The sequence below is a fragment of the Phocaeicola fibrisolvens genome (assembly GCF_025567125.1).
Classification (GTDB): Bacteria; Bacteroidota; Bacteroidia; order Bacteroidales; family Bacteroidaceae; genus Phocaeicola; species Phocaeicola fibrisolvens.
Map to the genome: position 1 here is coordinate 17,234 of NZ_JAOQJI010000035.1, position 24,951 is coordinate 42,184.

A 24,951-nucleotide genomic window follows, 5' to 3' on the forward strand; every position below is an offset into this window, starting at 1 on the left:
AAAGAGAAGAGGATTCCGTATATCCAGAACGGGTAGAGAGAAGTCCAGCTCGTTGTTTTCATACCTTATTTCCCGAAAGCATAAAAAACTATGTACGACACTGGCAGGTCTTCTGACTTGTTTCTTTTCAGGAGCCTTCCCATCTTTCCGACAGTGGCATGCAGATTTCCTGAAAATCATGCGAAACTTACAGCAGCGGGTCTGTTCAGGACTTTCACCTGATTCCCTTTTCATCACGCTTTATCCAGCAGTGAACCAATATCGCCACAAAGGTAGAAAATATTTTTTGATATGCTACATCCCGGCTGATTTTTCATTTTCACAAAAAAGATTGTATCTTAGCGACCGCAAAAAAAAAATCAATCCCCTTTTAGACTATATGGAATCCTCATATCCCGCAATTCAGTTTGTATCCTTAGGCCCCGGCGACCCGGAGCTCATCACCCTGAAAGGACTGAAGGCCCTACAGGAAGCCTCCTCTATCTATTGTCCGGGCACCCGCAGTGCCGCCGGCATCCCCTCCTCCTACGCCGCAAACACCTTGCGGGCACTGGGAATCGGGGAAGAGAAAATCAAGACATTCACCCTTCCGATGAACAAGCACAGAGAAGCGGCCCTGCAAGTGTATCACGAAGTGGCTGCACAGATAGAGGAAGATTACCGTGAAGGGCAGAAAATAGCCGTGGCCGCCGAAGGCGATGCCGGATTCTATGCTTCCGTGCAGTACTTGTATGAACTATTGGGAAATAAAGGCTTGCCGGTGAGACGCATCGCAGGCATTCCGGCGTTCATTGCCGCAGGTCCCGTGGCAGGTCTCCACCTGGCCAAACAGGAAGAAAGGCTGCTGGTCATTCCGGGCCTCATCTCCGCCGAAGAACTGACCGAGAAACTCCAATCCGGCTATGTCCTCGTCATCATGAAACTGCCTCTTTGCGCGGAAGCCGTACGTCAGTGCATCGACTCCCACCCCGAAGCAGCGTTCCATTACTTCGAAAATATCAGCCGGGCGAACGAATTCTATACCTCCGACCCGGCGATTATCAAGGAAAAGAAGTTTCCCTACTTTTCGCTGATGGTGATAAGTCCCGCTTCTAACGGATGAAATGAGTCGGTGTCCACGGCTCACTGGGCGGGATAGGCTCTCCTCCCTGCTTCAAGTTCTTCAGCAACCACGCCATGTTGCGCCCCAGCGTACGCATGGTCTGCAATCCCTCGATGTCCTGACTCGCTTCGCCCGGCAATCTGCCGTGCACGCTGTTCCAGTATTGTGACGACACCACCGGCATGTTGTTGATGGTGAAATACTTGTTCAGGCGGTCGAACGTCGCACTGGCTCCTCCGCGACGGCATACAGCCACCGAGGCAGCAGGCTTGTAGGCCAGCAAGTCGCCGGCAGAATAGAACAGACGGTCGAGCAAGGCACAGAGCGAACCGTTGGGCCCTGCGTAATACACCGGTGACCCGACAACAAGACCGTCCGCCGTCTCCAGTTTCTCCCGGATTCTCTGATACAACTCATCCTTGAACACGCACCGTCCCAGTTCCCTACAGCGTCCACAGGCAATGCAACCCTGCACCGCTTTGGTTCCGATGGATACGATTTCTGCTTCTACACCATTCGCTTCCAACGCCTTCGCCACTTCCGACAAGGCGATAAATGTATTTCCCTCTCTGTGGGGACTTCCGTTAATTAATAAAACTTTCATATCTCTCTATTTGTTTTTCTACAAAGATAAGCGGTTTTGGAAGATTTTGAAGCGTCTCAATTACGGATAATTCTACCTCAATTATCGAAGCCGTTGTTTTTGCTTGCGATTCGCTGGGGTTTTCGTACCTTTGCACCGCATTATCACACAGCCATGGACGACAAACCTATATTATCCTCTCAGAATATTGATGAACTTTTACAACTTTCAGATCAGTTGGAAGAAGAACAGGTAAGGGAATATATGTCCCTGCTTTCCATCTCCGACGGACTCTCCTACATTCGGAACCACTCGGAACACAAAGCCCCGTATGCAACGAATGTCTTTGAAAGATACAATTCAGACGAGCCAACCACCAGTTGGGCAATGGCAGAAATCCTGAAATTTAAAGATGCGGGAACATATCCACTACTCCATTCATTCATGGAGCATTTTCTTGTACCTATAGGCTTCAATATCCAGTGGATGGACCATCCCGTCATTACAGTTGAGAAAGACCGGATTGATGTTTGCGTGAAAGACCACAAGTATGCCCTCATCTTTGAAAACAAGGTAAAAGGGGCAAACTATCAACCCAATCAAATAGCCCGGTATATCTACAAGCTTCATCATTTGATAAACCGGCCTTATGGAAAAGACAATCTATTCATTGTATTGATGCCTACCTCCCATGAGGACGATTACATTCAAAACCTCCCCCAATCCGTATGGCGACTTCCCAGTGATTATAGGAAGCCTAAGCACGAACAGCGCTGTGTAACTGCCCATGATTTATGTTGGTGTGACTATCGCTCTGACGAGTGGGAAAAACAGTGGGATGCTGAATTTTGTAAGTCCTGCATCAAAACTTTTAAGAAAGACTATGAGCCCCACACTCTGGTGTTGCAGCAGGAACTTTCAGAATGGTTGCTCAAAGACTGTCTAAAATTGGTGCCTCCTAAGGAAATTATACTCAAGTCATTTATTATTCAGTTTGCAGATTTTCTTAATCTCCAATATGGCACAAGAGAAAACCAAAAATTAAAACATGAAATGGAAAAATATTTAAGAGAAAAATTATTCGATACCGAGAAGTCCAATCTGGACAACTGGAATCTCATCAATGACAAACTAAATGAAATCAAGAAGTTAGAAGAGGAAGTCATACAACTTCTTGAATCTATCTCAGGCGATGTGATTGACGAATGGTATCACGAGTTACTGCCTGAATGGAAGTGTTACGGATTAAAGCATGAAAAACAGGATAATTTCACTCTGAACGTACGAGGTGTTTTAATTGGATGCTGGTCAGGCAAAGGAATGGAAGACCATCAACCCTATTGGGGCTTTTACTCAGAGAAAGGATTTACCGCAAAGCAATGCCACATGATAGAGGCAATTCTTGAAAAGACAAACACGAATAACTATATCAAAATGAAAAATGACCCTTGTTATTGGAACTCTACCTGCAATGGGGCCGAACGCTGCAACGATTTCTATAACGCAGCCATTGAATTAGGATATCTAGAAAAACAAAGCAATGAAAAATAACCTCATCCAACTCTCCGCCTGGATTGCGGCACACATCACCCTCATCGTGGTGCTGGTCACCGCCGTGGCACTCTTCCTCCCCGCCTCGTTCAACTGGATAAGCACGTCGGCCATCACGCCGATGCTGGGCGTGGTGATGTTCGGCATGGGACTGACCCTCCGCCCGTCCGACTTCAAGCCTGTGTTGCAACACCCTAAAGATATTCTCGTGGGCGAACTGGCCCAGTTCCTCATCATGCCTTCCCTGGCGTGGCTGCTCTGCCGACTGCTGGCCCTGCCGGAAGAACTGGCCTTGGGCGTGGTCCTCGTGGGATGCTGCCCGGGAGGTACGGCCAGCAACGTCATCTGCTACCTGGCCAAAGGCGACGTGGCCCTGAGTGTGGCCATGACCGGAGTCTCCACCCTGCTGGCTCCCCTGCTCACGCCAGCCCTCGTGTGGCTGCTGGCCGGAGAATCAGTCGACGTAGACATCGCCGGCATGTTTTTGAGTATCGTGCAGGTGGTGATTGTACCCATCGTGCTGGGATTTGCCGCCAACCATTACTTCAACCGGACTACCCGGCGAATCGTTCCGTTGCTGCCCATGATTTCCACGCTGGCCATCGCCTTCATCATCGGCATCATCGTGGCACACAACGCGGCCAGTATCCTGGCGTGCAGCCTGATTGTAGCCGTGGCGGTGATACTGCACAACGTCCTCGGCTTGGCCTTGGGCTACGGACTGGCGGCCCTGACCGGAAGCGAACCGTCCAAACGGTCGGCCATCGCCATCGAGGTGGGCATGCAGAACTCCGGACTGGCCACTTCGCTGGCTACGACTCATTTCGCCCTGTTTCCCCTTGCGGCCGTTCCCGGAGCCATGTTCTCGGTGTGGCACAACTTTTCGGGCAGCATTGCGGCACAGATTTTCCGGAAGCAGGCGGATAAAAAAGAAATAAAATAAGCAAGTCGGCAACAAGCGGCATACCCTTGGGACGCGATACGTGCCCATTGAAATGGCTGCAACAAAAAACATGCGGTTCAAAGGCGATGCCCTTGAACCGCATGTGCGTAGTTATCTGTATCTCAAAAACCGAGGTTACTGAGCTTTTCCCAGAAGCACTTCTTCTCCTTGAACAAAGGTTATATCGCGAGGGATGCCTGCCCCGTTAATCCGGTCAAGGTCGGCCTGAAGCGCTGGAGTGATTCCACCGTTCTCTTCTCTGTATTTCTTGGCAAATTCCACATTGCCGTCGCCCTGCGTCTGAAGAATCAGTGCAGCCCAGCCGTTCATGGCTTCTTTGGCCTTTGCGAAATCAATGACATACTGCCCCTTGTCGTTGCGTGAGAATGCCCCTGCCTTTTCCATGTAGTTGAAGCACATCATATTGGCTTTCCCGTGCGAAGAGGCCGCTCCAAAGCGGACGGAACGCAGGATACCTGCAATATAAGTGGCCATCGCATCTTCGGCGATAATGTTCGTGATTTCGCCCATTTCAATCAGCTTGGTCACCATGAACAGGCCCAATATATCCGCCTTGGCTTCTTCCCAGGAAGTCTTTTCCGTACCCATCACCGCATCCACGCTTTCATGGGTGCGGATGGTCTGCTTCACTCCCAGTCCGTGTGCCACCTCATGGAAAGTCACGTTCCAGAAAAACGCATCGAAGTTGAGGTATTTCTGCTGTTCCGGAGTTACGACAAGCTGTCCGATGGGCAGCAAAATCTTGTCAAACTTAGCCTTCATGGAGTTCCGCAATTGCAGGCGGCGTGTGCCTTTCAGGGCATGCACCCGCTCGTCATTCGGCAGGTTGATGGCAATCGTCTTGCTTCCCGCATTGCAGTCGCCGGCATAATACACTGCATCATACACATTCAGGTCGGACGACGTGCCCGGCACAAACGTCTTATATTCCGGCGGACAGGGCAATTCTTTCTGAAGGTCCGGAAGCATGGCCACGAACTTGGCCAGGTCCTTGCTCCGGGCTTCGTCCTTCAGCAGAATGAACGACTCGTACGATGCCTTGGTTTCACGGAACTTATCGTCGTAAGTCTCAATCGGTCCTGTCACGAAGTCAACCTTGCTGTCCTTCATGTCCATCCATGCCAGGTCGCTTGCCAGATAATCATCCGTCTTGAATGCTTCGATGCGTTTTTCAAGGTAGTTTTTCAGGCCCGGGTCTTCTGCCAGTGCCACCGCTTTCTCCAGCAAGGCACAGATGCGTTCTATTTCCGGAGCATACGCCTCGTGATACCACACACTCTTCAAAGCACCGTCTTCCCCACGGCGGATGACAGTGTACCATGAATCTTTGTTCTCATCTTCCCACGCGTTGAACTCCGCTTCGGTGATATCCAGCGGATAATAGTTGCATACAGCCGGTTTCTCGCCATAGCCTGCCAGGAAAGGCTTGTTGTTGTCCAGACGGTCCCAAGCCCCATATTGAATCAGGGCAAACTCTTTCGCATAGCTGTCGGTAATGGTATCGAGCTTACTTTTGTCGCCGAATGTCTGCTTCCAGAAAAGGTCGTCGGTGATGTTCCCTACCTGGAAAAATATCCTTACCAGCTCTTTTTCCTTGTCGCTCAGGTTGTTCACAAGGTCTGATTTCAATTCTACGGAAGCATATTCCTCCACCTTGGCTTTCATCGGTGATTCCTGCTGACGGCTGCCGCACGAAAACAGAGTAGAAGCCACCATGGTCACTCCCAACAATGTGGCCGAAAGATTTGTCTTTTTCCTCATACTCAATTGATTGTTTTGTTTCTTTGCGAAGATACGAAAAGTTCCCAATATCTCAGGCATTTTTTCATGCCATACACGAGGAAAGCTGCGCAGAAAGCTATACCTTTGAATCCGATTTACAAAAAGCCCAAAATGGGACTTCATTGTTGAAAAAATAAGACCGATAAAAACAAAACTTATGGAAACATTCTACGACGTAATCGCTGGCGACCAGCTCGTGCTGGTGGATTTCTTCGCCACCTGGTGCCAGCCCTGCAAGATGATGCACCCCGTCTTGCAACAAGTGAAAGAGGTGCTGGGCGACCGTATCCGTATCATCAAAATCGATGTGGACACGCACGCCGCCCTGTCACAGCAATACCAGATTCAGTCCGTCCCCACCCTCATGCTGTTCCGCAAGGGAGAAGTGCTCTGGCGGATGAGCGGGGCACTGCCGAAAGCCGAACTGCTGAGCCACCTCGACCCTTTCCTGCGATAACCTGTCCTGACGATGAACGGAAAAATGACGAGAAAAGAAAGACTCATCTCATTCGTCTGGCAACACGTACTGCTCTTCATGGCACTGTGCATCATGACACTGGGCATCGCCCTCTGCGTGAAAAGCATGCTGGGAGCCAGCGTCATCAGCGTATTGCCCTATGTGTTTCACGATGCGGGAACGGAGGGACTCACCCCGCCGCTGAGCATCGGACTGTACACCTTCCTCATGAATGCCCTGCTGGTGGTGGGTCAGGTGGGCGTACTTCGCCGGCAGTTCGACCCCGTACAGCTCTTCCAGCTGCTCGTGGGACTGGTATTCGGCATGCTGATTGACCTGAACCTCTACTTTCTCTCCTGGCTGCAACCCGTGGCGATGTGGGAGAAAGCCGTGTCGCAGCTGGCCGGATGCACCATCCTTGCGACAGGTATCTCGCTGGAAGTGAGATGCGGAAGTGTGACCATGCCCGGAGAAGGTTTCCCCGTGGCCCTCAGCAAGGTAATGGGCATCGAATTCCCGAAAGTCAAGATTGCGGTCGACATCTCGCTCGTGTTGCTCGGCGTTGTGTTCAGCTACCTCTTCTTCGGGAAGTGGCAATGGCACATCATCGGAGTGGGCACGCTCTTTGCCATGTATTACGTGGGATGGGTGGTACGCATCGCCAGCCACCATCTGCACTGGTTCGACCGCCTGCTCAGGTACCGTCCGGGATTCCGGAGATACATCTACGGACTGGCACGCTACATTTACCGGAAATAGTTCCTTCCCCGGCGCACGGAATTGTGCCCGCGGGGAAGCCCACGTTTCCATTTTATGACTAATTTTGCACCCCGACAAACATTTACTTCTGCAAACACATGAAAAAACTTAGCAAGAACGCCCTCATCGGCTATCCGGCGGGAATCATCACCGGCATCACGTATGGACTGAACCCCTTGTTTGCGGTTCCCCTGATGAAGCACGGTGCCGCCACCGAATCCATCCTCTTCTTCCGCTATCTCTTTGCCGTACTGATTCTGGCCCTGTTTCTGTTGGTCCGCCGGCAGAGTTTCCGGGTTTCCGGACAACAGGCGGGTATCCTGCTCATCCTCGGACTGCTCTACACATCGAGCAGCCTCTTCCTGTTCGATGCCTACGAATACATCGCTTCCGGACTGGCCACGACGCTGGTGTTCCTCTACCCGGTGCTGGTGGCCATCATCATGGTGTTCCTGAAAGTGGTGCCTTCCTGGCCTGTGTGGCTGGCCATCGCGGCAACCTTCGGGGGCGTCCTCATCATGACGCAGGGCGACGGCACACAGGCGCTCAACCCCATCGGTGTACTCCTTTCCATCGGTTCGGCCCTGGTCTACGCCCTCTTTATCGTCATCATCAACCGGAGCAAGGCCATCGCCAGCATCTCCAATTCTCTGCTCACCTTCTATGCCCTCTCCGTGGGAGCGGTTGTGTTTCTGGGAAAGATTCTGATTTCCGATACCGCTCTCACCGCAGGCCTCAACCACGCACACGACTGGCTCAACCTGGTAGGACTTGCCTTCCTGCCTACGGTGGTTTCTACGGCCACCCTGGCCATCGCCTCGCGTAACATCGGGGCCACCAAGGCTTCCGTCCTCGGGGTGTTCGAGCCCATCACCGCCATCGTGGTCGGCACACTCGTGTTCGGCGAACCGCTCACCACGAACATCGTAGTGGGTATCACCGTTGCCATCGTGGCCGTCACGTTCATGATTACTTTGACCAAGCGGTGAAAATATCCTATAAAACTGAAGTTCCATAAACGAAGACCAACAATCTCTTCTTATGAGATTCCAATCTTCTACTTCAGTTTTATAGTAGCATTTGTGAGTTTACATTATCTGAAATCTACTTATAAATATATTCACTTTTCACTTTTCATTTTTAATGTTTGCGGATTTTTCGATTCCTCTATAAAAGGGAGCTGCGCAAGAACTAAAAAAATAATGGAAGAACATCCCTTATCAATCTGCTGATTGATATAATCTCGAGTTACAGAACCTTTTTTTGTGAGATATTCATAAGCCAATTTAAAATAATCACGATTAATTTCACCTGATATGTCATTTATGGAAGAACGTATTAATGCTGTATTGTTAACTTCAAGTATTCTGTTTGGTCCTCTTGAATTAAAAAGAGTTTTTCCTTCCAATGGCCTGATAAAATTATCCCATATTAACGAAAAATCAGGATATAGCCTATTGTCTTCTGTTATTGCATCATTGACAGTAGATTGATTATCAGGCTTACATTTTTCTATATTTTTTGTATCCACAAAAAAGATCTCAATACCCAGTTTCTTGGCAACCTCAACCGCGTCATCCATTACTTTACCGTCTGTAGCAACAATAGCTTTAGTACAGTCAAAAAAATGTTGAGAGCCATACAGTTTCAAGAAAACATTACGATTAACTTTTCGTGTACAGTTTCCAAATTTCTTTACTTGTATGGCTATTTTTTCTTTACCTTTAAAAGCAAAAACATCCACACCATAATCTCCAGAATATCTCGTTACTTCTGTTTTATATCCTTTAGATTCAAATATACATGCCACATATCGTTCAAATTCTTCTGGTGTCATTTTATTCAGGATTTTATTTATAAATTATTTTTTATAAAAACGCCATGGCCTATTGCATTTTCTGTATCGTTTTCCTGAGTATGAGAAATACTCTGATTGCAGACCCTCTGGTAAGTTATTATATTGCGCTTCCCCGATTTCCTCTTTCATATAGTTTCCATTACCGTCCTTTACAAAACGACCATTTTCGTCTTTTATAAAAGCTGGAACATTTATTCTGCATCCAACCCCTATCTCATAATTTTCACTTTGCATTTTTTCATTGATCCATCCAATAGTCAAGTTACTATTCAATGAAATTCCCATCATCAAATCCTCATAAATGTAAGTAGCACGTTTCTCGTACTTTTTAGTTTCAGTCCAAATATCATTAGTAAGCGACTCAACTCTATATCCTCTAATGAGGAATGACGCTCTATACTCTTTCACTTGACTTTCAAATGTAATATCTATTCCCGATTCATGACAGTTCATAGATCCTAATATGAAATAAGGCAAATCATCACGCTTTTCATGATCTGAAGTATGATACATTGCCGGATCTTTCAAACCATCTGTTTGTTCTTCATGATAATAGAATTCAATATCTTCCAAATAAATACGCCTTCTCTCATTTACAAGAAAGTATCCACCATACAAGAGTTTTTTAGCAAGGAGCATGAATTGCCTAGCTAACTCATTTTCTTTCTCTTCCTTTCGAAAATCAGTTACGCCTGTGAAAGTTCCGAGTATTACATTAATACCATCCTCAGCCTCAAATTCATCCAATATTTTCTCCCACTTATTTTCTGTATTAGCTGTTATCGGGTTTATAAAAGCCTCATGTTTATAATTGTTATCTTCCCCTTCTGCTCTTAACCATTTCAAATCAATACCACAAGCACTGTTGAGATTCACAGGCTTTAATCGATATGTCTTTTTCCATTGATTGATATACCAAAAATTGCTTTCTGACGCTAAAGCAATCATTTCTTCTCTAGTCAGAATATAATACTGAAATTCCATATTGATTCCTTCACCGACAACATGTACAAAAACCCACGGACCTTTAACCTTCCTTTCTAGATAATCCTTAGTACATTTTGCCAAAGTCATTCCAATAGGAAAGTTATTGCCTCTGCACGTTTTTACTTGTATGTAAACGTTTTTCTTATTCCCAGGCTGAGAACAAATTAAATCCACAGCTTCATAGTTAGCTATAATAGTATTTGCATTTACCACATTTAACCCTAACTGCATTAATTTGGTTTGAACCATATTCTCCCCAATACCACCTAATTTACTTTTATTTAAAGAAACATTCATATCTATTATTTTACCATCTGACAGATTTTAATTTGGCCACAAGAGTACGTTTAATTTTTTCTTCAGTTTCATGTATAAGCACATCATCCATGAAAAGTATATCTACAGGTTTTCTTATCCATGGCTCTTCTGTTGTTTTATAAAAAAGATTGATTATACAAATCGATTCTCGTATAATGGCCTTTACTTTCTTCTCATTTTCAGTAAAAATATTCTTACCATACGTACTGATAAATAGAGTTTCAGCATCTTCTATATTCTCTTCTTTCTGATCTTTTTCATTACCAAAAGCCCCAATCCATATTCTCATATTATCATTTTCATGAAAATCTTTATAATGCGTATGACAATTGTTAAGACGTTTCTCTATTCCATCAGTTTTCTTATGAATACCAAAGTATGCATAAATCTTTAAGGCTGAATGTCCTTTACCCTTTTTATTTCCTGAGAAATAATAAAAATTAAACAATGATTTATCACAAGTAGAATTATCCTCAAGATAAGACTTCATCTGCTGTATATTCTTGAAAGGGCCAACCCATTGGATCGTAAATGTTTTAGTAATATCCTGCATAGACTAATACAACTGATTTATCTATTTTATAATTTTATTTCTCTAACAATTACTTTACAGCCAATCAGTAACTCCGGTTCCGGATGTCGAGGGTCACCTCCATGTAACTACGTCGTCCCTCTATGTAATCGGCATAGAGAATTTCCACGTCCTGACCTTTCAACACGTGGCATTTTCCGCACAACTCACAGTTGTGCAAGCACTTCCAGGCGTCGAGCACGTATGCCCGTCGCTCTTCCAGGGTAGATTGTTCTATAAGAGGTGGAGTCATAAGGACTGTCTGTTTAATACATTGACAGACAAAGATACGGGTTCTGCTTCATTCAGGCCGAAGGTATCTTCGTAAAAATCCTAAAACATCCCTGCATTGACCACCCTTCGTCCTTGCTTTTTCTATGTTTCCCTTGTGGGAAACGTATGCTTCCGCCTCGGAAGACGTACGTTTCTCGCCCGGAAAACTTACGGTTCCGGTTCGGGAAACGTAGAAAACGATGGAAGGTTTGCCTGTCAATCTGCTGAGACTTTCTGAAAGAGAAAAACATCATCAACAGGGAGAACACTCCCGTTACGCATCACTGACAAAGAAGCCATAACTCGTGAGAATGTATATCAAGAAAAATTTATATTTTCATTGTTTTCATACTACAGCTACAGAAAAAAGAAATATAACATCATAAAAACAAACCAATTTCTTATTATTTACAAAAAAACAACTAAATTTGCGTCCGCAAAAATAGGTAAGGCCAATCCTTAGCAATGCCTAATATACTGAAGTGTTGAATAAAAACAAGGTATATCTTTCATCAATCCTCCAGATATTATCCAGAAAAGGCTTTATCAATATAAGACAAATACGTTGAAGGTCAAATGGATAAAGAAGACTCATATAGGAAATTGCTTTTTGATAAACGATGGCTTGAAAAAAAGGCCAGAATTATCCAGCGAGATAATTATCAATGTAAAATTTGTGGTTCAAACTGGCATTTGGTCGTCCATCACAAACAGTATCACGTACATAAAAATTCCGGTAAAAAATTCCTTCCATGGGAATATGACGATAAATATCTTGTCACTTTATGCGAATCATGTCACAAGAAAGGACATGATTTATATGATATTCCAGTAAAATTTATATGAAACTATGAATTTCTTAAGAAAATTATTTGGCTCTAACAGAACAGAAGAAACTCCCGCTGCAAATGAGGGAGTGGCGCGTCCTGAAATCAAGCGCGAAGACTTTGTAGATGATTCTGAACCTACAAAAGAAAGTAACATTGTGACTATAGCTTTCGGAACCGGATTGCCGATTGACGCCATCTATACATTCATCGGACGGGACTATGAGCAGGAAGGTTATGATGACGCAATGATTAACTTGGATAATTCGTACAAGGAATCGAAAAAGGAAATTATTTTAAACGAATTGAAAATTAGAATTGAGCAAGTCAAACTGGCGTATAATAATAAACTGCGCGAGATTGAGGTCTCTATTTCCAATATTGAACAACAGGGATTGATAAATACTAGCGCACAACTGAAAGCGAAAAGACAGACATTCCTAGAGCATATTGACAAAATCAAAGAAATTGAAAGTAGCATTAATCTGGGGGATAAGAAATTTCTGACCATGATTGACTCCTATGAAAGAGGGTTTCTCAAAGGCGTAGCAGCAAGAACCATAAAATTTTTTGATATAGAAAATAATTCTCAAGAACAAAACTAAAAGTATGCAGATATTAACAAAGACTGGATGTTTCCTTATCGGATGGAACTTCAATATATTAAAAGAATGTGGAGAAGCCAGTTTCAGGACTTTTAAGAGACTTATGTCTGCAATAGTCATCATGATGGTAATTTGGGGCACTATCGGATTTTGCTTTGCAGACAATTACATTGGGATAAGCAGTACGATAGGCAAGATAGCCATAGCACTCATATTCATGATTCTTGTTCTTTGCATAGAACGTTTTATCATTCTTACGATTGGCCGATTGGGATGGATGGGACTTTTCCGTACGATTCTGGCAATTGTAATGGCTATGTTAGGATCAACCGTATTCGATCAAATCATTTTCCGGAACGACATTGCGGTAAAGATGACCGATATCCGTGAGATAAAGATACAGCAAGCCATCAAAAACCGGATGGAAACGTATGATGCCGACATCAAACATTTTACCAATCTAAGAGATTCTTTAGGGGCAGCCAACATCGTCATCTATGAGAAACTGGCCAAACAACCCGTAATAGCCACACGGGATGTCACTACAAAAGATGTCGTCATAGGAAAAAACGAAGATGGAACACCACAGATGGCCAAAACGACTAGCGTAACTTCAAGAAGCGTGGAGAATCCATTAAGCGCGCAGGCTAAAGCCAATGAAGAGCAAATTAAACGCTATCAAACGCAACTGGAAACGTTGCAGACTAAGAAATTTAATACAGACAAAGAGGTCAGAAACGAATTCAGACAAAAGGAACCTGGCTTTCTGGAAGAACTAACTGCCTTATGGGCGCTTTTAAAAGCTGATAATATTGCCCTTATTTTCTATATTATATTATTCGTGTTTCTGATGTCCTTGGAGCTCTTAGTCGTCACAAGCCGTGGAGGAGACACTAAATGTGACTATGAACTTATCGTAGAACATCAGCTCAACATCAAAAAAGAAATGCTGAGTAAATCTGAAGAGAAATTGTTAAATAAAAACTGACTCCTTGAAAGATTAAAGAAAAACATCACATGCCACAAGAACTCATACACTCCTGCCCCGAACTGATTGAGTACATCCGTCAGGTGGGGATGCTACCCCTGCTCTCCATGGGCATTGCGGGCTGGTCGGCCGAGAAAGTGACCGACGAAGACTGCCAGTACACCCAGTTGCCCGACGGCGGTTGGGAATGGCCGCTCTGGGAATGGAAAGGCGCCATCCTGCAAGAAAGCGGTTGCGCCTACGGCAAGTTTTTCAAGGGAAAAGCCGCGTTCATCAGCCGCGAATGGTGGCCCGATTTCTGCAACTACCGGCGGAGCCTCTTCCCCTATCCGGAAGAAGGGAGCATCGAAGAAACGATTCTCGACGTACTGAAAATTGAGGGACACCAGATTACCCGGAAACTGCGGACTTCCTGCGGTTTCACGGGACCGAAGATGCGGAGCCGTTTCGATGCCTATATCACGCGGCTGCAGATGGCCGGCTACATCGTGACGGAGGATTTTGTCTATCCACGCGACCGCCATGGACGGGAATATGGCTGGGGATGGTCGCTGCTCACCACGCCCGAAGTTCTCTTCGGACGGGAAGCCTGCCACCCGGACCGCACCCCACAGGAGTCGCGTGAAAGACTGCTCGGACAGTTGCGGAAAGTCCTGCCCCAGGAATCGGAAAAGACGTTGGAGGCACTGCTGAAATAAGGCCCAAATGCGGACTTAAAATGCAGGCCTCCTCCCTGAAAGGGATTCATCCTACTAATATCTGGGGTTATACTTTTCCCAAAATGGAGATTTCCCATTCCACAGACGATACAGACCATATAATTTTATCAGTTCCTGCTCCACGATATTCTTTTCTGCATAGGGAAGGTCCCATTTCTTTTCTTGTTTTCCATCGAAATAAGGCTCGTAGATGTTAAGGATATTGCCTAGTAGAGGCTTGAAGAGTCTTTTCTCAAACTCCTCTCTATATCCTTCCAAGGCCCATCTAAGGTGTATAAGACAGCTGTTCAGGTACAAGGAATCACGCATCAATACTTTACTGAAAAGCAGCAAATATTCATGCTTATAGGATGAGACTCCATCTTGTATGACTTCATTTTCCAACCAGGCCAATGCCTTTCCAGTCTTCTTGTCGTCCACGAAGAGAGACAGCAAGTCGTTTCCTCCTCTTTCCTTGTTCACCACACCGAGCACATTACGTTTCGTAAGGTTATAATCTTTCCTCTCCCTTTGAAGCACCTCCTGGTTCTGCAAGATGAAAGACTGCATGCGAGTAAGGATGAAAGTCCAGTTGCCCATAAACTCCCACATTTCCGTGTCTCTCCATTTGCCCATAGCTGCCTCAATATCCTTGCAGGCCTTTTGCAGTTTCTCATAGATCTGCACAATCTCTTCATCACTGAAAGATATGTACTTCTGAACGGCATAAACATCCAGTGCGTGACCTTTATAAGTAGAAATAGAACAATCACTATGAATGCCAGTCCGCCACAAAAGTGGTGAATGCAATAGGATATGCTTCAATTTGGCTTGCAGTCCGGGGTCATCCTCTACATAACGACATGCCGCCTCCAACAAGGTACCGTCTTCGTATATCTCATCGGGCAATGCCGACAGTTTTTTTATCAACTTGCTCCGGTCGACCCATTTATCCATATTCATCAGCACATAAAAATGGGCAGGAGTATCTGCCACTTGCACCAAGTGATCGAGTTCCTTGCACTCTTCTTTATTGAGTTCAAGATTTTGGCTAACCGCCACCAGGATACGATTATGAAAATCATTTATTTTCTTCCGAAGCTTCAAGACAGAGAGCAGGATTTTATGCTTGAGACCCTCTTTATTTACCCGTGCGGCTCCTGTCACAATGAGGTTCTGCATCTCATTGAATTGCATGTTTCCGGCCTCCATATCCTTTAGGTTCAACTGAACAAAAACTTGTTCGAATAAATCTTCCCATTCTTTTGCTGCTACCGCCTTCATAAATACAGGAGCCACAATATAGATGGCATTGCATACATTAGCAGGGCATTCTTTATCTTGCAACGCTCTCAGCATCAGGCGCAGCAACTCCGGCAGCTGGACATACAACTTAAAAGAATAGATATAATCCTGGGCAACCTTCAGCAAGAAATCTCTTGAGTTTCCATACAACAAAGAAAAGAACAAACAAGGATAGGGATATTCCTCATATAAGTTTTCGCATATCATCTGCCATTTTTCCTTTTCCATCAAATGTACATTTCCTGATACGCTTGGCACACCCAGTTCCAAGAAGATATGGAGCACCTTAAGCGAGTTCATCTTCGCCACATCGTAGGAATCGAAACATACCGTATGCCTCAAATTGCCATACGGCTGACCCGACGTATAAGTCCGGCTCTCATTCAAAAGGTTTTCTATCAGCGTGCCCACCTTGATCAGCCGCGGATTGTGTCGCTCCAAAGCCTCTATCTTCCCTTGCAAATCTCCGTAGAAGCTCATATTCCCGTTTTTCCCTTGAACCCGTCCTCTTATCAGGGGAAGAATATCAATCGCAAATCGATAATCCTGCAAGCACTTGAAATTCTCCCGGCTTATCAGTCGGGTTATCGCATCGGCATCGGTCTCTGGGCCTAATACAGAACGCAATAAATGATAACGCATTTTATTCAGTCCAGACTCCGGGTTCCATCCGTCCATCAAGATTTTCACTTTACTGAAGTAAAGATGAAACAAGTTGCTCAATACGGTTTCATAAGTTGTATCCTCATTCTGAAGGTCATACAATAACCGGCCCCCCATACACCGTGCCCGTAAAGCCAGCAGATGATACTGTTCTTTCAGTTCCGCTCCCTGTCTTGCCATCAGGCCTGTCTGCTTAATCGACAAGACGGAATCTACGGGAATCGATTCCCCTCTTATCGCAGCATATATCAGTTTTGCACACAAGGGCAAATCCATCTGCCCCTCCAATAATTCATCCACATGCGAAAGTACATGAAGGCGGTGATAATGACTGATTCCCTGTTGCTCAGGAATCCGATTGTATGCCGACAGCCTGTAAGTCTCCTCGACTTTTTTCACAAAATCATCGTCTGCCCGAAGAATGTCATCCAATTTTACGGGCATTGACTTCCAGTTCTCCTCATATCGTTCATACCGTTCTTTATCCCGACTCATATATTCCAAGAAGGCATCCACCCGTTCCTGGTCAGACGTGGCATCCGGGAAGAACTCAAACAAGTTCACAATCTCTATGTAGTGATTCTGAAGGAGCAACTGCTTATCCTCGCCAAGCGGCGCAGCTCCGGAATGGATGAAATAAATGGAACGTGCACGACCGGCTGAAGGCAATGCCCCCTTGTCCAGGATGTCTTTCACCCAGTCTATCCATGCCATAAAGTTAGGGTCATCGCCCGAGAAACCTATCAGGCAAAAGGCTCCTTTGAGCAACGAGATTCTCATCAAGTTGACGAATGCCTCATGTTTCCGCGGATAATCGCGATAATCTTCTGCCGTAATGACATACTGCATGTGTCTATCCCCGTCAAACCCATACGGCACATGGGAGCCTGTACGCAGATTTCCATGCAGCTTATAAATATTCTTCCCGCCTTCCGTCAATGAAATCTGGTAAGAATCTGTAATCAGCTGATAAGTATCCGCACGACGCTCCTTATAAAAGCCAACCAGACTTTCTTGCCGGACAATTTCCTGCTCAATCACCTTTAGATTCTGCTGATACAGCCTGCCGGCATCATCCCACTCATCTTTTTTAAACGGAACCAATGCCAGCCCGCAATCCGCTATCAGCGACTCTATCGAGCGACAGACGGAAGCCAATTCTGTAGTGCATCCCGCCTCCAGTTTCCGTTCAAATTCACAATACAAACCCTTGTATTGCTCCAGGAGGAATTTATATCGATTCACTTCCTGCACCGCCTTTTCTTGCTTCTGCGACCATTCTTCCGCCACATCCACACCTGCCAGGATATCCAATGCATTGTCATAGTTGAACGTAAAGATGTGTTTCACCCCTAATCCCAGCAACTTCTTATGGCATCCCAAATAAAGCTTGTCGTCAATCAGGTTGTCACCCAGAAACAGGCCATATTCTCCGTTGCCGGATGACTTAAGATAGGGCATCCGCTTCTCGATATACAAATCCATCGCCTCATGGTAGCCTTTGCGGCGTACGTATTCCGAGGCGATTTCAAGATACCCTTTTTCGGCAATAATTCTTTGAACCTCCCGTTCCTGCAATTCTTTCTTCCCGCCTGCACACGCAGGATACAACTCTCCGACTAAGGGCTTGAGCAAATCTCCCCACAAAGGGAATTTGGTAGAAATATTTGTACTGAAACCAGCCCCTATAATAAAGGAGAGAGTTCCATCCTCAATATGTCTGTGAATGTGATCTAGCATCGTTGAATTCTGTTTAAAAATTTATTATTACACAAAAGTAAGGAAATAAATTCAACTAGCTAATAAAATCCGGTATATATAAAGAATTTCTCTTTACAGGAACATCGTCAGCAGCGGGATACTCAGCACGGAGAGCAAGGTGGTGAGGAAGGTGCCCTCGGCCATGATGACCTCCCCCTTCTGGTACTGGATGCAGAACAGGGTGCCGTACGAAGCCACGGGCATGGCGGCCAGCACCACGTTGATATTGGCGATGGTCTCGTCCACCTGACAGAGGCGGGAAAGGTAGAGAATCAGCAAGGGAACGAGCAGCAGACGCAGGGCCGCCATCAGGTAGATGGCCGTGTTGCCGAACATCCGGCGGATAGGCACCTGGGCGATGGAGGAGCCGATGATGAGCAGGGCGGCAGGTACGGTGACATTACCCAGCAGCACGAACGGGGTACTGATGACGCGGGGAGGCACCCATCCCGTCACCACAATCAGGATGGAGAGGTACGAGGCAATCATCGCCGGACAATAGAGCGTGCGCCAGTCGAAGCGCATCTTGCCCTCGCCGCCCGAGATGAAGAGGGTGCCGAACACGAAAATCAGCAGTGTGCTGGGGAAGTTGAGGATGCTGGCGTAGAACACCGCACTGGCGCCGAAGATGGAGGCCACGATGGGATAGCCGATGAAGCCCACGTTGCCGAAAGCCAGCATGAAACTGTAGATGCCACGGTCGGCCACCTTGACGGGCAGGTAGCGCGGAAGCAGGAAAGCCAGTCCAATCAGTACCACATAGGTAGCGAACCCCACCACGAGCAGCGGCAGAATCAGTCCCTTGTCCGGGAGCGTGTCGCCCATCACCGACGAAAGTATCAGACTGGGGCATGTCACGTTGATGACCAGTCCCGAAAGTTTGCGGTCGAAATCCGCATCCATCATTTTCTTCTTGCTCAAATAATAACCGACGATTACCAGGATGAACAGGATAATCATCTGCGTCACGATTGCATCCATTGTGTTGTGCTCTATCTTAAAAAACGGTGCAAAGATACGGATTATCGACATCGGGTATTCACCCGCACAAAAGTTTTTCATCACACGAAACAGGAAAATGCGTATCTTTACCCCACGAATTCAAAGCAAGCATACAAATGAACAGTCTTTTTCCAGATTTGTTTGACGAGGGGAAAACTCCGGAAGCACCTGCCGCCGCGCAGCCGACGCCGGAATACGACCTCACCGACCTTTTTGAACGGCTTTCCCACTCCCCGTTCCGAAGCCGGTTCCGCTTGAAACCGGCCGACATCGCCTACATCCGCGAGAAAGGAATGGATACCATCCGGCAACATGCCGCCGATTTCGTACGCAAGCGGCTGGCTCCGGCTGTCATCCCGAACGACGGAAAACAGACGCCCATGCGGGGGCATCCGGTCTTCATCGCCCAGCATGCCACGGGCTGCTGTTGCCGGGGATGCTTCGCCAAGTGGCATCATATTCCGGCAGGCCGCCCTCTCACACCCGAAGAGCAGCGCTATGCCGTGTCCGTACTGATGAAATGGATAGAACAATTTACCTAAAAACGATACCATCATGATCAAGATTTATGGAATGGACACCTGTCCCGACTGCACCTACGTGGAAGCACAAGTGAAAGGCAACGACCGATACGAAATCATCGACATCGGGCAGCACGTGAAGAACCTCAAGGCTTTCCTCAAGCTCCGCGACCACTCGCCCGCATTCGACGAAGCCAAGCACATCGGTGCGGCGGGCATCCCCTGCTTCGTGCTGGAAGACGGCACCGTGACCCTCTGCCCGGAAGATGCGGGTCTGCATTCACGCCCTATTGAAGAAGGCGCCACTTGTAACCTGGATGGAAGCGGTTGTTGAGATGGAAGCACTGAAACTCATTTTTCTGCACGGGTTCTTTGCCTCGGGGGCTTGCATCCCCGCCCAGGCACTGAAGGAATGTATGGCGGAAAAGGCCCTCGTCCTGACACCCGACCTGCCGCTGCATCCGCAGGAGGCCCTCGCCTTTATCCGCCGGCTGTGCGAACAGGAGCAGCCCGACCTGCTGGTGGGCAACAGCAACGGGGCGTTTCTGGCGCAAATCGTGGCTTCCGAAAACGGTCTCCCGGCCCTGCTCGGCAACCCGTATTTCGAGATGACCCGTTTTCTGGCCGAACGCCTCGGTCCCCACGCGTATAAATCCCCGCGGGCAGACGGCCGTGCACATTTTGTCATCGACCAGGCGCTGATAGACGAGTTTGCCGAGGTACAGCGCCACCAGTGGGACCATTGCACGCCGGAAGGCCGCGAACGCATCTGGGGCCTTTTCGGGGAGAACGACCACCTGGCGCACTACGAACCGCTCTTCCTCACGCACTACACCCATGCCTTCCACTTCCCCGGACAGCACACGCCCACGGCAGAAGAAGTACGGATGTATTATGTGCCGCTCATCGAGGAACTATGGAAAGCCCAGTCGCCGTCCAACCTCTGAAAACAAAAAAACCGGAAGAAGCACGTGCGAATATGTTCCGCCCGCCTCCTTCCGGATATATAAATCAAGATAAGAAGTTCAGCTACTTATGCAACGGATTCTTCCTCCTCTTCCTCCACCAGGTTGCGATAGATGACAGCATTGCATCCCAACCGGGCCACCATCAGCACGACAACCAGAATGAAAACCAGCAGAATGCCGATATGCGGAATCTTGAACAGAATCAACGCCAGAATGAGGAACAAGACATTCAATACAAATCCTACCCCAAAGATAGTCCACTTATAACCGTATGTAGCCCGGTTGCTGCGAATCATCGCTTCTCCCGGAGCCACCCCTTTGTCAAGCAGGATAAACAAAGCCAGCGACCATCCCAATGAGATAATCATGCCCGGAATAATGACGAAAAGCGAAGCCGGGAAAATGGCCATCCACATCATTCCCTTCAGGGTGAAATATTCCCCCATGTAGCGTCTGTACTTCGCATCGAAAATAAATAAAGGAGAAATGACTTTTCCCTTGCTGAGTTCAATGGGAATCGTACTCATGGCAATAGTCGTACCCACGTTCAGATACGGAATCCAAATGGTCACAAGCCACAAGACACTGGCCACCAATAAAGAAGCTAAATTTTTGATTCCGATAGCAATTCCTTCGGACAACACTCCCTGGAGTGTAATTCTTTGTGCATTCATAGTAATAAATAGATTAAAAAAAATTAATATGTCTTTCACCCAAATATATACATAAAAAGACAAAAAACAACGTTCCAGCCCACTTTACTTTTCAATTTTTACATATATTATCATTTCAGCGTCGTTTATATTCCGCTTCTCCCATCCTGAAAATCCATGACAAGGCCCTACCATGCAGGCTTAGGTGACAATTTATTTGGGCAGTAAGCAGAAGAAACGTAATTTTGCAGTCAGTATCGTCCTACTGAATTACAAACCTATGCAAATCTTACTTGCCCTCGACTCTTTCAAAGGCTGCCTCTCTTCGGAAGAGGTGGAAGCCGCTTTCTCGCATGCCCTGACTGCCCGCGGTGCAGAAGTACGTGCCCTCCCGATGTCCGACGGAGGCGAAGGCATGCTGCAAGCCTTTATCGCCGCCCTGCACGGGCAAATACAAGAAGTAGAAGTACACGACCCGCTGATGCGCCCCGTCACCGCCCGCTACGGCCTTGCGCCCGACGGAACCGCCGTCATCGAAACTGCACAAGCCTGCGGACTGACCCGGATGACCGCCGAAGAGCGTAACCCACTGGTGGCCACTACCTACGGAGTGGGTGAACTCGTAGCTCACGCCGCACGCCACGGATGCCGTCGCTTTATCATCGGACTGGGCGGAAGCGGCACGAGCGATGCCGGAAGAGGGATGCTTCAAGGGCTGACCGACTCTCTGGCGCCGGGCGGAACGATAGAACAGGTACTGCACGGGGCACTCTCCGGATGCCGCTTCATCCTGGCCAGTGACGTACGCAACCCGCTCTACGGAGCGGAAGGAGCGGCTCACGTGTTTGCCCCGCAGAAGGGAGCCACGCCGGAAATGGTGGAAGAGCTGGACCGCCGCGCCCGTCAGTTTGCCGAAGAATCGGCCCGTCGCATGGGCAGAGACGCTTCCTCCCAGCCGGGTGCCGGAGCCGCCGGGGGACTGGGGTACGCTTTCCTGCAATACCTTCAGGCCACCACGCAATCGGGTGCCGACCTCCTGCTCGACCTCTGCGATTTCGATGCCCTCCTTCCCCACACCGACCTGGTCCTCACCGGCGAAGGCCGTGCCGACCGTCAGACCCTCATGGGCAAGTTGCCAGAACGGGTGATGCGCCGCGCACAAACTCACCACGTCCCCACCTGGCTGGTGGCCGGACAAGCCCTCGATGCCGAACCGCTGCTCCAGGCCGGATTCAGTCGCGTGGACAGCCTCACGCCCGACGGCATGCCTCTTGAAGAAGCCATCCGTCCGGAAGTCGCCCGGGAGAATATTGGAAGGTGGGTGGAAAGGAACTTCCCACTTAACCAAGCAAATATCCCAACTGAGTAATGATCAATAGGAAAATAAACGACAAAATTTACACAGAATAAAATTACAACTCCGAGAGCAAAGCCAGTCCCTTTACCGTCAAAAGATACTTCTGACGGGGATGACGTGGCTTGTCGGGATACAGCAAAGTGACAAATCCCTCTTCCAAAGCAGGGAAAAGGTACAGACGGAGAAAATTATCCCTTCCCTTCAGCTGCAATTTCTCCATCATCATCTTTACGGACATCTGTTCCTTCCCAATCACTGCTACCAGACGCTCTATCTCCAGATTATCCGTATGCACCTTGTCCTGAGCTTGTCCTGAACTTGTCCTGTCTCCCTCGTTTCTGCCAGATTGGGCTGGGTTCTTCCATTCGCTGGAAGATTTGTTTCAAATGGCAGGAAAGTGCTTTTTTCACCTTCCTGGCACTTCCATTCATTTGCAACCCGCCGGTCACTTCTTTGCCGGAATCTCCGGCACATAGAGGAAGCTGTCATACTGACCGCCTGTGTAGATGCAGTGACGGCCCACGTTGTGCGTAGCCGGTGAAACCACCACCTCCTTCGGGTCCGCACATTCAGTTGCGTTGCCACCCAGCGTCTTTATCGCAGGCTGTTCGCCCGGCATGTAGGTGAATCCCTCCACCGGCACCGTAATCTTGGCCGATCCGAAAGGCAGCGTCGCATTCTCCGGTTCGTACGCTCCCACCGTCAGTTGCAGGATTTCTGCGAGGCAATCCACTCGATGAGGTCACATCCGTCCAGGGCATCCTCGTGTCCCCAGTACAGCAGGTTGCCCTCCGACATATACGCCCCGCGCTTGTCCGGATTCACCACGGCATATCCGTGCGCCACCCAGTACGCCGGGTCCGGTCCCTCGAACTTCTCCAGCCCCGAAGTCGCCGACTTGGCCACACCCGAACGCATCGGCACGTCGTCCAGCATCTGTCCACCCACCTCTTTGCCGTAAGGGCTCCAGGCCAGGATAGCCGGATACGCCTCGCCCGACACGGGACGGAACACATCGGTATAAATGGTCACCCCGTCGCGCAACTTCACGGGTACGTCTCTCTCCATCAGAATGTCGCAGGGCAGCGGGCGGGTACCCTCACGCCGTATGCTTCCTTTCTTCAGCACCAGCGTCTCCTGCTTGAATCCCGGATAACGCACCCGCGGCGCTTCCACCGGCAACGCTTTCCGAAGCGCGGCCTTCATTTCCTTTCCATTGACATCGTGCAGCACTATTTCCTGCTGAGCGGCTGCCTGCTCCGTACAGAGGGCCATGAGTGCGATGGCTCCTGCATAAATCCATTTTCCAGTCATAGTAATTCTGTTTTCGAGAGGTAAAGTTATAACAAAAGTGTAAATCGGACAAGGCTCTTTTGGGGGAGTTTTGTTTTCTCGGGAAATCTGAGTATCTTCACAAAATGAAAGCTAATTCTCAAAAACTATGAAACGATTGATTCTTTTCTGCGTCGGGATTCTCTGTTTCCTTCCCATGCAAATTCAGGCACGAAAATATTTCTGCGAGATTAAAGGAACTGAAAAAGTTCTTTCCAATGGATTAAAAATTGTCTTTGACTTCGGAGAAAGTTCAGTCTATTCTGCTTGGACCGGATTAAAAAGCAAACAAAAACTGGTAGATGAAAATGGCGAGGAAATCAAGTTTAACAGTATGGTCGACGCGGCAAACTACATGTCCGAAAAAGGCTGGAACTTCCAACAGGCATATACTTCCGTGTATGCTGACAATGTGATACAGCACTGGATTTTCTATAAAGAGGCTGATTCACAGGAAGAGGCAGGAAAAGGAATAATGACGAAGAAAAATTATAAGAAATTGCAGAAAAATCAAATCAATGAATAACCCCATCAAATACAAATATGCTTGGGATAACGACCGCCATATAGTTGAGATTTCCACTGTAAACAAACAGCTCAGAAACAATACCCAATATTATTGTATCTCATGTGGCAAAGAACTTATTCCCAGACTGGGAGATAAAAATCAACACCACTTTGCCCATAAAAGCAGTGATGATACTATTTCATGTAAAAATGAAACCTATCTGCACGAACTGGCTAAAATCAAGATTAAGGAGATATTTGATCGCAGTGATACTTTTATCATCAAACTCCATAAAAACATTATATGTTCCTCTGTAAAGACATGTGAATTTTCCCAGGGAGCAAAGACCTGTTGTGAGCAACAAGAAAAAATTGTAAATCTAAAATCATATTACGACACATGCACTATCGAGAAACAAATAGGAAATTTCAAGGCCGATATACTTTTAGAAAACAGTACCAGGCCCATTAAACCTCTCCTGCATATTCCGGAGCATACCCGTTCACATTCCGGTAGCCTATAAAGCATAAAAATAGCCTTTAAAAGCACAATTTTATA

At 47.3% G+C, this 24,951-nt stretch carries 28 protein-coding genes and 1 riboswitch; of the genes, 16 read left to right on the forward strand and 12 right to left on the reverse strand.

All coding sequences use genetic code 11. The features are described 5' to 3' along the window. Window positions 1-85: 85 nt before the first annotated feature. A riboswitch (cobalamin riboswitch) is annotated at window positions 86-275 on the reverse strand. Between the two features lie 104 nt (window positions 276-379). Then, complete coding sequence (locus OCV81_RS12855) at window positions 380-1,102, forward strand: precorrin-2 C(20)-methyltransferase (RefSeq protein WP_148330330.1); 723 nt, start codon at window positions 380-382, stop codon at window positions 1,100-1,102. Here OCV81_RS12855 and OCV81_RS12860 read toward each other — a convergent pair. Beyond that, window positions 1,092-1,706 (reverse strand): flavodoxin family protein, encoded by a 615-nt coding sequence (locus OCV81_RS12860; RefSeq protein WP_148330331.1) that lies wholly within the window; start codon window positions 1,704-1,706, stop codon window positions 1,092-1,094. The two genes, OCV81_RS12855 and OCV81_RS12860, sit on opposite strands and share 11 nt — an antisense overlap. Before the next feature lie 36 nt (window positions 1,707-1,742). On the opposite strand from OCV81_RS12860, the gene OCV81_RS12865 reads away from it, so the two are divergent. Beyond that, window positions 1,743-3,236, forward strand: a complete 1,494-nt coding sequence (locus tag OCV81_RS12865) for a PD-(D/E)XK nuclease family protein (RefSeq protein ID WP_148330332.1) — start codon at window positions 1,743-1,745, stop codon at window positions 3,234-3,236. Further along, complete coding sequence (locus OCV81_RS12870; protein ID WP_148330333.1) at window positions 3,226-4,179, forward strand: bile acid:sodium symporter family protein; 954 nt, start codon at window positions 3,226-3,228, stop codon at window positions 4,177-4,179. Before OCV81_RS12865 ends, OCV81_RS12870 begins: the two co-directional genes overlap by 11 nt. Before the next feature lie 135 nt (window positions 4,180-4,314). On the opposite strand, the gene OCV81_RS12875 is transcribed toward OCV81_RS12870, so the two are convergent. Continuing rightward, complete coding sequence (locus OCV81_RS12875) at window positions 4,315-5,961, reverse strand: dipeptidyl-peptidase 3 family protein (RefSeq protein WP_148330334.1); 1,647 nt, start codon at window positions 5,959-5,961, stop codon at window positions 4,315-4,317. Between the two features lie 178 nt (window positions 5,962-6,139). On the opposite strand from OCV81_RS12875, the gene trxA reads away from it, so the two are divergent. The 3 genes from trxA (at window position 6,140) to OCV81_RS12890 (ending at window position 8,187) form a co-directional block, all read left to right on the forward strand. Further along, entirely contained in the window at window positions 6,140-6,439 is a 300-nt protein-coding gene (trxA, locus tag OCV81_RS12880; protein WP_148330335.1) for a thioredoxin, read from the forward strand. 12 nt (window positions 6,440-6,451) lie between these two features. Continuing rightward, window positions 6,452-7,198, forward strand: a complete 747-nt coding sequence (locus OCV81_RS12885; RefSeq protein ID WP_262640358.1) for a YczE/YyaS/YitT family protein — start codon at window positions 6,452-6,454, stop codon at window positions 7,196-7,198. Between the two features lie 98 nt (window positions 7,199-7,296). Next, window positions 7,297-8,187, forward strand: coding sequence for an EamA family transporter (locus tag OCV81_RS12890; RefSeq protein WP_148330336.1), 891 nt, complete (start codon window positions 7,297-7,299; stop codon window positions 8,185-8,187). A gap of 131 nt (window positions 8,188-8,318) precedes the next feature. Here the strand turns inward: OCV81_RS12890 and OCV81_RS12895 are convergent, their stop codons facing one another. The 4 genes from OCV81_RS12895 to OCV81_RS12910 form a co-directional block, all read right to left on the reverse strand. After that, window positions 8,319-9,035 carry a restriction endonuclease gene (locus OCV81_RS12895; RefSeq protein ID WP_148330337.1) on the reverse strand — a complete coding sequence of 239 codons (717 nt, stop codon included), beginning with the start codon at window positions 9,033-9,035 and terminating at the stop codon, window positions 8,319-8,321. A gap of 24 nt (window positions 9,036-9,059) precedes the next feature. Next, entirely contained in the window at window positions 9,060-10,340 is a 1,281-nt protein-coding gene (locus OCV81_RS12900) for a hypothetical protein (protein WP_262640359.1), read from the reverse strand. Between the two features lie 10 nt (window positions 10,341-10,350). Further along, complete coding sequence (locus OCV81_RS12905) at window positions 10,351-10,851, reverse strand: hypothetical protein (protein WP_148330339.1); 501 nt, start codon at window positions 10,849-10,851, stop codon at window positions 10,351-10,353. A gap of 127 nt (window positions 10,852-10,978) precedes the next feature. Continuing rightward, window positions 10,979-11,185 (reverse strand): hypothetical protein, encoded by a 207-nt coding sequence (locus OCV81_RS12910; RefSeq protein ID WP_072542497.1) that lies wholly within the window; start codon window positions 11,183-11,185, stop codon window positions 10,979-10,981. A gap of 596 nt (window positions 11,186-11,781) precedes the next feature. Between OCV81_RS12910 and OCV81_RS12915 the strand changes: the two genes are divergently transcribed. The 4 genes from OCV81_RS12915 to OCV81_RS12930 are packed head-to-tail and all read left to right on the forward strand — an operon-like array spanning window position 11,782 to window position 14,323. Beyond that, the gene (locus OCV81_RS12915) at window positions 11,782-12,051 is read left to right on the forward strand and encodes an HNH endonuclease (RefSeq protein ID WP_148330340.1); all 270 of its coding nucleotides are present in this window, start codon (window positions 11,782-11,784) and stop codon (window positions 12,049-12,051) included. 4 nt (window positions 12,052-12,055) lie between these two features. Further along, a complete protein-coding gene (locus OCV81_RS12920) occupies window positions 12,056-12,637 on the forward strand; it encodes a hypothetical protein (RefSeq protein WP_148330341.1) in 582 nt (193 codons plus the stop codon). A 4-nt stretch (window positions 12,638-12,641) separates the two neighbouring features. Beyond that, window positions 12,642-13,625, forward strand: a complete 984-nt coding sequence (locus OCV81_RS12925) for a DUF4407 domain-containing protein (protein ID WP_148330342.1) — start codon at window positions 12,642-12,644, stop codon at window positions 13,623-13,625. 29 nt (window positions 13,626-13,654) lie between these two features. Further along, the gene (locus OCV81_RS12930; protein ID WP_148330343.1) at window positions 13,655-14,323 is read left to right on the forward strand and encodes an AlkZ-related protein; all 669 of its coding nucleotides are present in this window, start codon (window positions 13,655-13,657) and stop codon (window positions 14,321-14,323) included. A 54-nt stretch (window positions 14,324-14,377) separates the two neighbouring features. On the opposite strand, the gene OCV81_RS12935 is transcribed toward OCV81_RS12930, so the two are convergent. Further along, window positions 14,378-18,031, reverse strand: a complete 3,654-nt coding sequence (locus OCV81_RS12935; RefSeq protein ID WP_148330344.1) for an SIR2 family protein — start codon at window positions 18,029-18,031, stop codon at window positions 14,378-14,380. Between the two features lie 93 nt (window positions 18,032-18,124). Continuing rightward, on the reverse strand, window positions 18,125-19,033 hold the full coding sequence (locus tag OCV81_RS12940; protein WP_148330346.1) for an AEC family transporter: 909 nt from the start codon (window positions 19,031-19,033) through the stop codon (window positions 18,125-18,127). 137 nt (window positions 19,034-19,170) lie between these two features. Between OCV81_RS12940 and OCV81_RS12945 the strand changes: the two genes are divergently transcribed. From OCV81_RS12945 to OCV81_RS12955, 3 genes are read left to right on the forward strand one after another with little or no spacing between them, the layout of a single operon-like run. Next, window positions 19,171-19,596 carry a DUF4186 domain-containing protein gene (locus tag OCV81_RS12945; RefSeq protein WP_148330348.1) on the forward strand — a complete coding sequence of 142 codons (426 nt, stop codon included), beginning with the start codon at window positions 19,171-19,173 and terminating at the stop codon, window positions 19,594-19,596. A gap of 13 nt (window positions 19,597-19,609) precedes the next feature. Then, the gene (locus OCV81_RS12950) at window positions 19,610-19,909 is read left to right on the forward strand and encodes a glutaredoxin-related protein (RefSeq protein WP_148330350.1); all 300 of its coding nucleotides are present in this window, start codon (window positions 19,610-19,612) and stop codon (window positions 19,907-19,909) included. Window position 19,910: 1 nt separating this feature from the next. After that, window positions 19,911-20,522 (forward strand): YqiA/YcfP family alpha/beta fold hydrolase, encoded by a 612-nt coding sequence (locus OCV81_RS12955; RefSeq protein WP_148330352.1) that lies wholly within the window; start codon window positions 19,911-19,913, stop codon window positions 20,520-20,522. Between the two features lie 86 nt (window positions 20,523-20,608). On the opposite strand, the gene OCV81_RS12960 is transcribed toward OCV81_RS12955, so the two are convergent. Further along, window positions 20,609-21,217: a hypothetical protein gene (locus OCV81_RS12960; RefSeq protein ID WP_022353430.1), complete on the reverse strand. Its 609-nt coding sequence runs from the start codon at window positions 21,215-21,217 to the stop codon at window positions 20,609-20,611. A 259-nt stretch (window positions 21,218-21,476) separates the two neighbouring features. On the opposite strand from OCV81_RS12960, the gene OCV81_RS12965 reads away from it, so the two are divergent. Continuing rightward, on the forward strand, window positions 21,477-22,565 hold the full coding sequence (locus OCV81_RS12965) for a glycerate kinase family protein (protein WP_148330354.1): 1,089 nt from the start codon (window positions 21,477-21,479) through the stop codon (window positions 22,563-22,565). 43 nt (window positions 22,566-22,608) lie between these two features. On the opposite strand, the gene OCV81_RS12970 is transcribed toward OCV81_RS12965, so the two are convergent. From OCV81_RS12970 to OCV81_RS12980, 3 genes are all read right to left on the reverse strand, one after another. Further along, window positions 22,609-22,848, reverse strand: a complete 240-nt coding sequence (locus tag OCV81_RS12970) for a Fic family protein (RefSeq protein ID WP_148330356.1) — start codon at window positions 22,846-22,848, stop codon at window positions 22,609-22,611. A gap of 150 nt (window positions 22,849-22,998) precedes the next feature. Then, window positions 22,999-23,286 (reverse strand): hypothetical protein, encoded by a 288-nt coding sequence (locus OCV81_RS12975; protein ID WP_148330358.1) that lies wholly within the window; start codon window positions 23,284-23,286, stop codon window positions 22,999-23,001. Further along, entirely contained in the window at window positions 23,256-23,867 is a 612-nt protein-coding gene (locus tag OCV81_RS12980; RefSeq protein WP_148330360.1) for a CocE/NonD family hydrolase, read from the reverse strand. Before OCV81_RS12980 ends, OCV81_RS12975 begins: the two co-directional genes overlap by 31 nt. Before the next feature lie 127 nt (window positions 23,868-23,994). Here OCV81_RS12980 and OCV81_RS12985 point away from each other — a divergent pair, with 127 nt between their 5' ends. After that, on the forward strand, window positions 23,995-24,411 hold the full coding sequence (locus OCV81_RS12985) for a hypothetical protein (RefSeq protein ID WP_022353121.1): 417 nt from the start codon (window positions 23,995-23,997) through the stop codon (window positions 24,409-24,411). Beyond that, window positions 24,404-24,916, forward strand: a complete 513-nt coding sequence (locus OCV81_RS12990) for a competence protein CoiA family protein (RefSeq protein WP_148330362.1) — start codon at window positions 24,404-24,406, stop codon at window positions 24,914-24,916. The genes OCV81_RS12985 and OCV81_RS12990 overlap by 8 nt, the downstream gene beginning before the upstream one ends. The last annotated feature ends 35 nt before the right edge of the window (window positions 24,917-24,951 follow it).

Coding starts and splice junctions, on each gene's coding strand:
- OCV81_RS12870 (WP_148330333.1), top strand. CDS start 3,226: ATGAAAAATAACCTCATCCAACTCTCCGCCTGGATTGCGGCACACATC.
- OCV81_RS12940 (WP_148330346.1), bottom strand. CDS start 19,033: ATGGATGCAATCGTGACGCAGATGATTATCCTGTTCATCCTGGTAATC.
- OCV81_RS12950 (WP_148330350.1), top strand. CDS start 19,610: ATGATCAAGATTTATGGAATGGACACCTGTCCCGACTGCACCTACGTG.
- OCV81_RS12890 (WP_148330336.1), top strand. CDS start 7,297: ATGAAAAAACTTAGCAAGAACGCCCTCATCGGCTATCCGGCGGGAATC.
- OCV81_RS12860 (WP_148330331.1), bottom strand. CDS start 1,706: ATGAAAGTTTTATTAATTAACGGAAGTCCCCACAGAGAGGGAAATACA.
- trxA (WP_148330335.1), top strand. CDS start 6,140: ATGGAAACATTCTACGACGTAATCGCTGGCGACCAGCTCGTGCTGGTG.
- OCV81_RS12930 (WP_148330343.1), top strand. CDS start 13,655: ATGCCACAAGAACTCATACACTCCTGCCCCGAACTGATTGAGTACATC.
- OCV81_RS12990 (WP_148330362.1), top strand. CDS start 24,404: ATGAATAACCCCATCAAATACAAATATGCTTGGGATAACGACCGCCAT.
- OCV81_RS12895 (WP_148330337.1), bottom strand. CDS start 9,035: ATGACACCAGAAGAATTTGAACGATATGTGGCATGTATATTTGAATCT.
- OCV81_RS12945 (WP_148330348.1), top strand. CDS start 19,171: ATGAACAGTCTTTTTCCAGATTTGTTTGACGAGGGGAAAACTCCGGAA.
- OCV81_RS12875 (WP_148330334.1), bottom strand. CDS start 5,961: ATGAGGAAAAAGACAAATCTTTCGGCCACATTGTTGGGAGTGACCATG.
- OCV81_RS12935 (WP_148330344.1), bottom strand. CDS start 18,031: ATGCTAGATCACATTCACAGACATATTGAGGATGGAACTCTCTCCTTT.
- OCV81_RS12910 (WP_072542497.1), bottom strand. CDS start 11,185: ATGACTCCACCTCTTATAGAACAATCTACCCTGGAAGAGCGACGGGCA.
- OCV81_RS12925 (WP_148330342.1), top strand. CDS start 12,642: ATGCAGATATTAACAAAGACTGGATGTTTCCTTATCGGATGGAACTTC.
- OCV81_RS12955 (WP_148330352.1), top strand. CDS start 19,911: ATGGAAGCACTGAAACTCATTTTTCTGCACGGGTTCTTTGCCTCGGGG.
- OCV81_RS12855 (WP_148330330.1), top strand. CDS start 380: ATGGAATCCTCATATCCCGCAATTCAGTTTGTATCCTTAGGCCCCGGC.
- OCV81_RS12920 (WP_148330341.1), top strand. CDS start 12,056: ATGAATTTCTTAAGAAAATTATTTGGCTCTAACAGAACAGAAGAAACT.
- OCV81_RS12905 (WP_148330339.1), bottom strand. CDS start 10,851: ATGAAGTCTTATCTTGAGGATAATTCTACTTGTGATAAATCATTGTTT.
- OCV81_RS12985 (WP_022353121.1), top strand. CDS start 23,995: ATGAAACGATTGATTCTTTTCTGCGTCGGGATTCTCTGTTTCCTTCCC.
- OCV81_RS12915 (WP_148330340.1), top strand. CDS start 11,782: ATGGATAAAGAAGACTCATATAGGAAATTGCTTTTTGATAAACGATGG.
- OCV81_RS12885 (WP_262640358.1), top strand. CDS start 6,452: ATGAACGGAAAAATGACGAGAAAAGAAAGACTCATCTCATTCGTCTGG.
- OCV81_RS12900 (WP_262640359.1), bottom strand. CDS start 10,340: ATGAATGTTTCTTTAAATAAAAGTAAATTAGGTGGTATTGGGGAGAAT.
- OCV81_RS12960 (WP_022353430.1), bottom strand. CDS start 21,217: ATGAATGCACAAAGAATTACACTCCAGGGAGTGTTGTCCGAAGGAATT.
- OCV81_RS12980 (WP_148330360.1), bottom strand. CDS start 23,867: ATGACTGGAAAATGGATTTATGCAGGAGCCATCGCACTCATGGCCCTC.
- OCV81_RS12965 (WP_148330354.1), top strand. CDS start 21,477: ATGCAAATCTTACTTGCCCTCGACTCTTTCAAAGGCTGCCTCTCTTCG.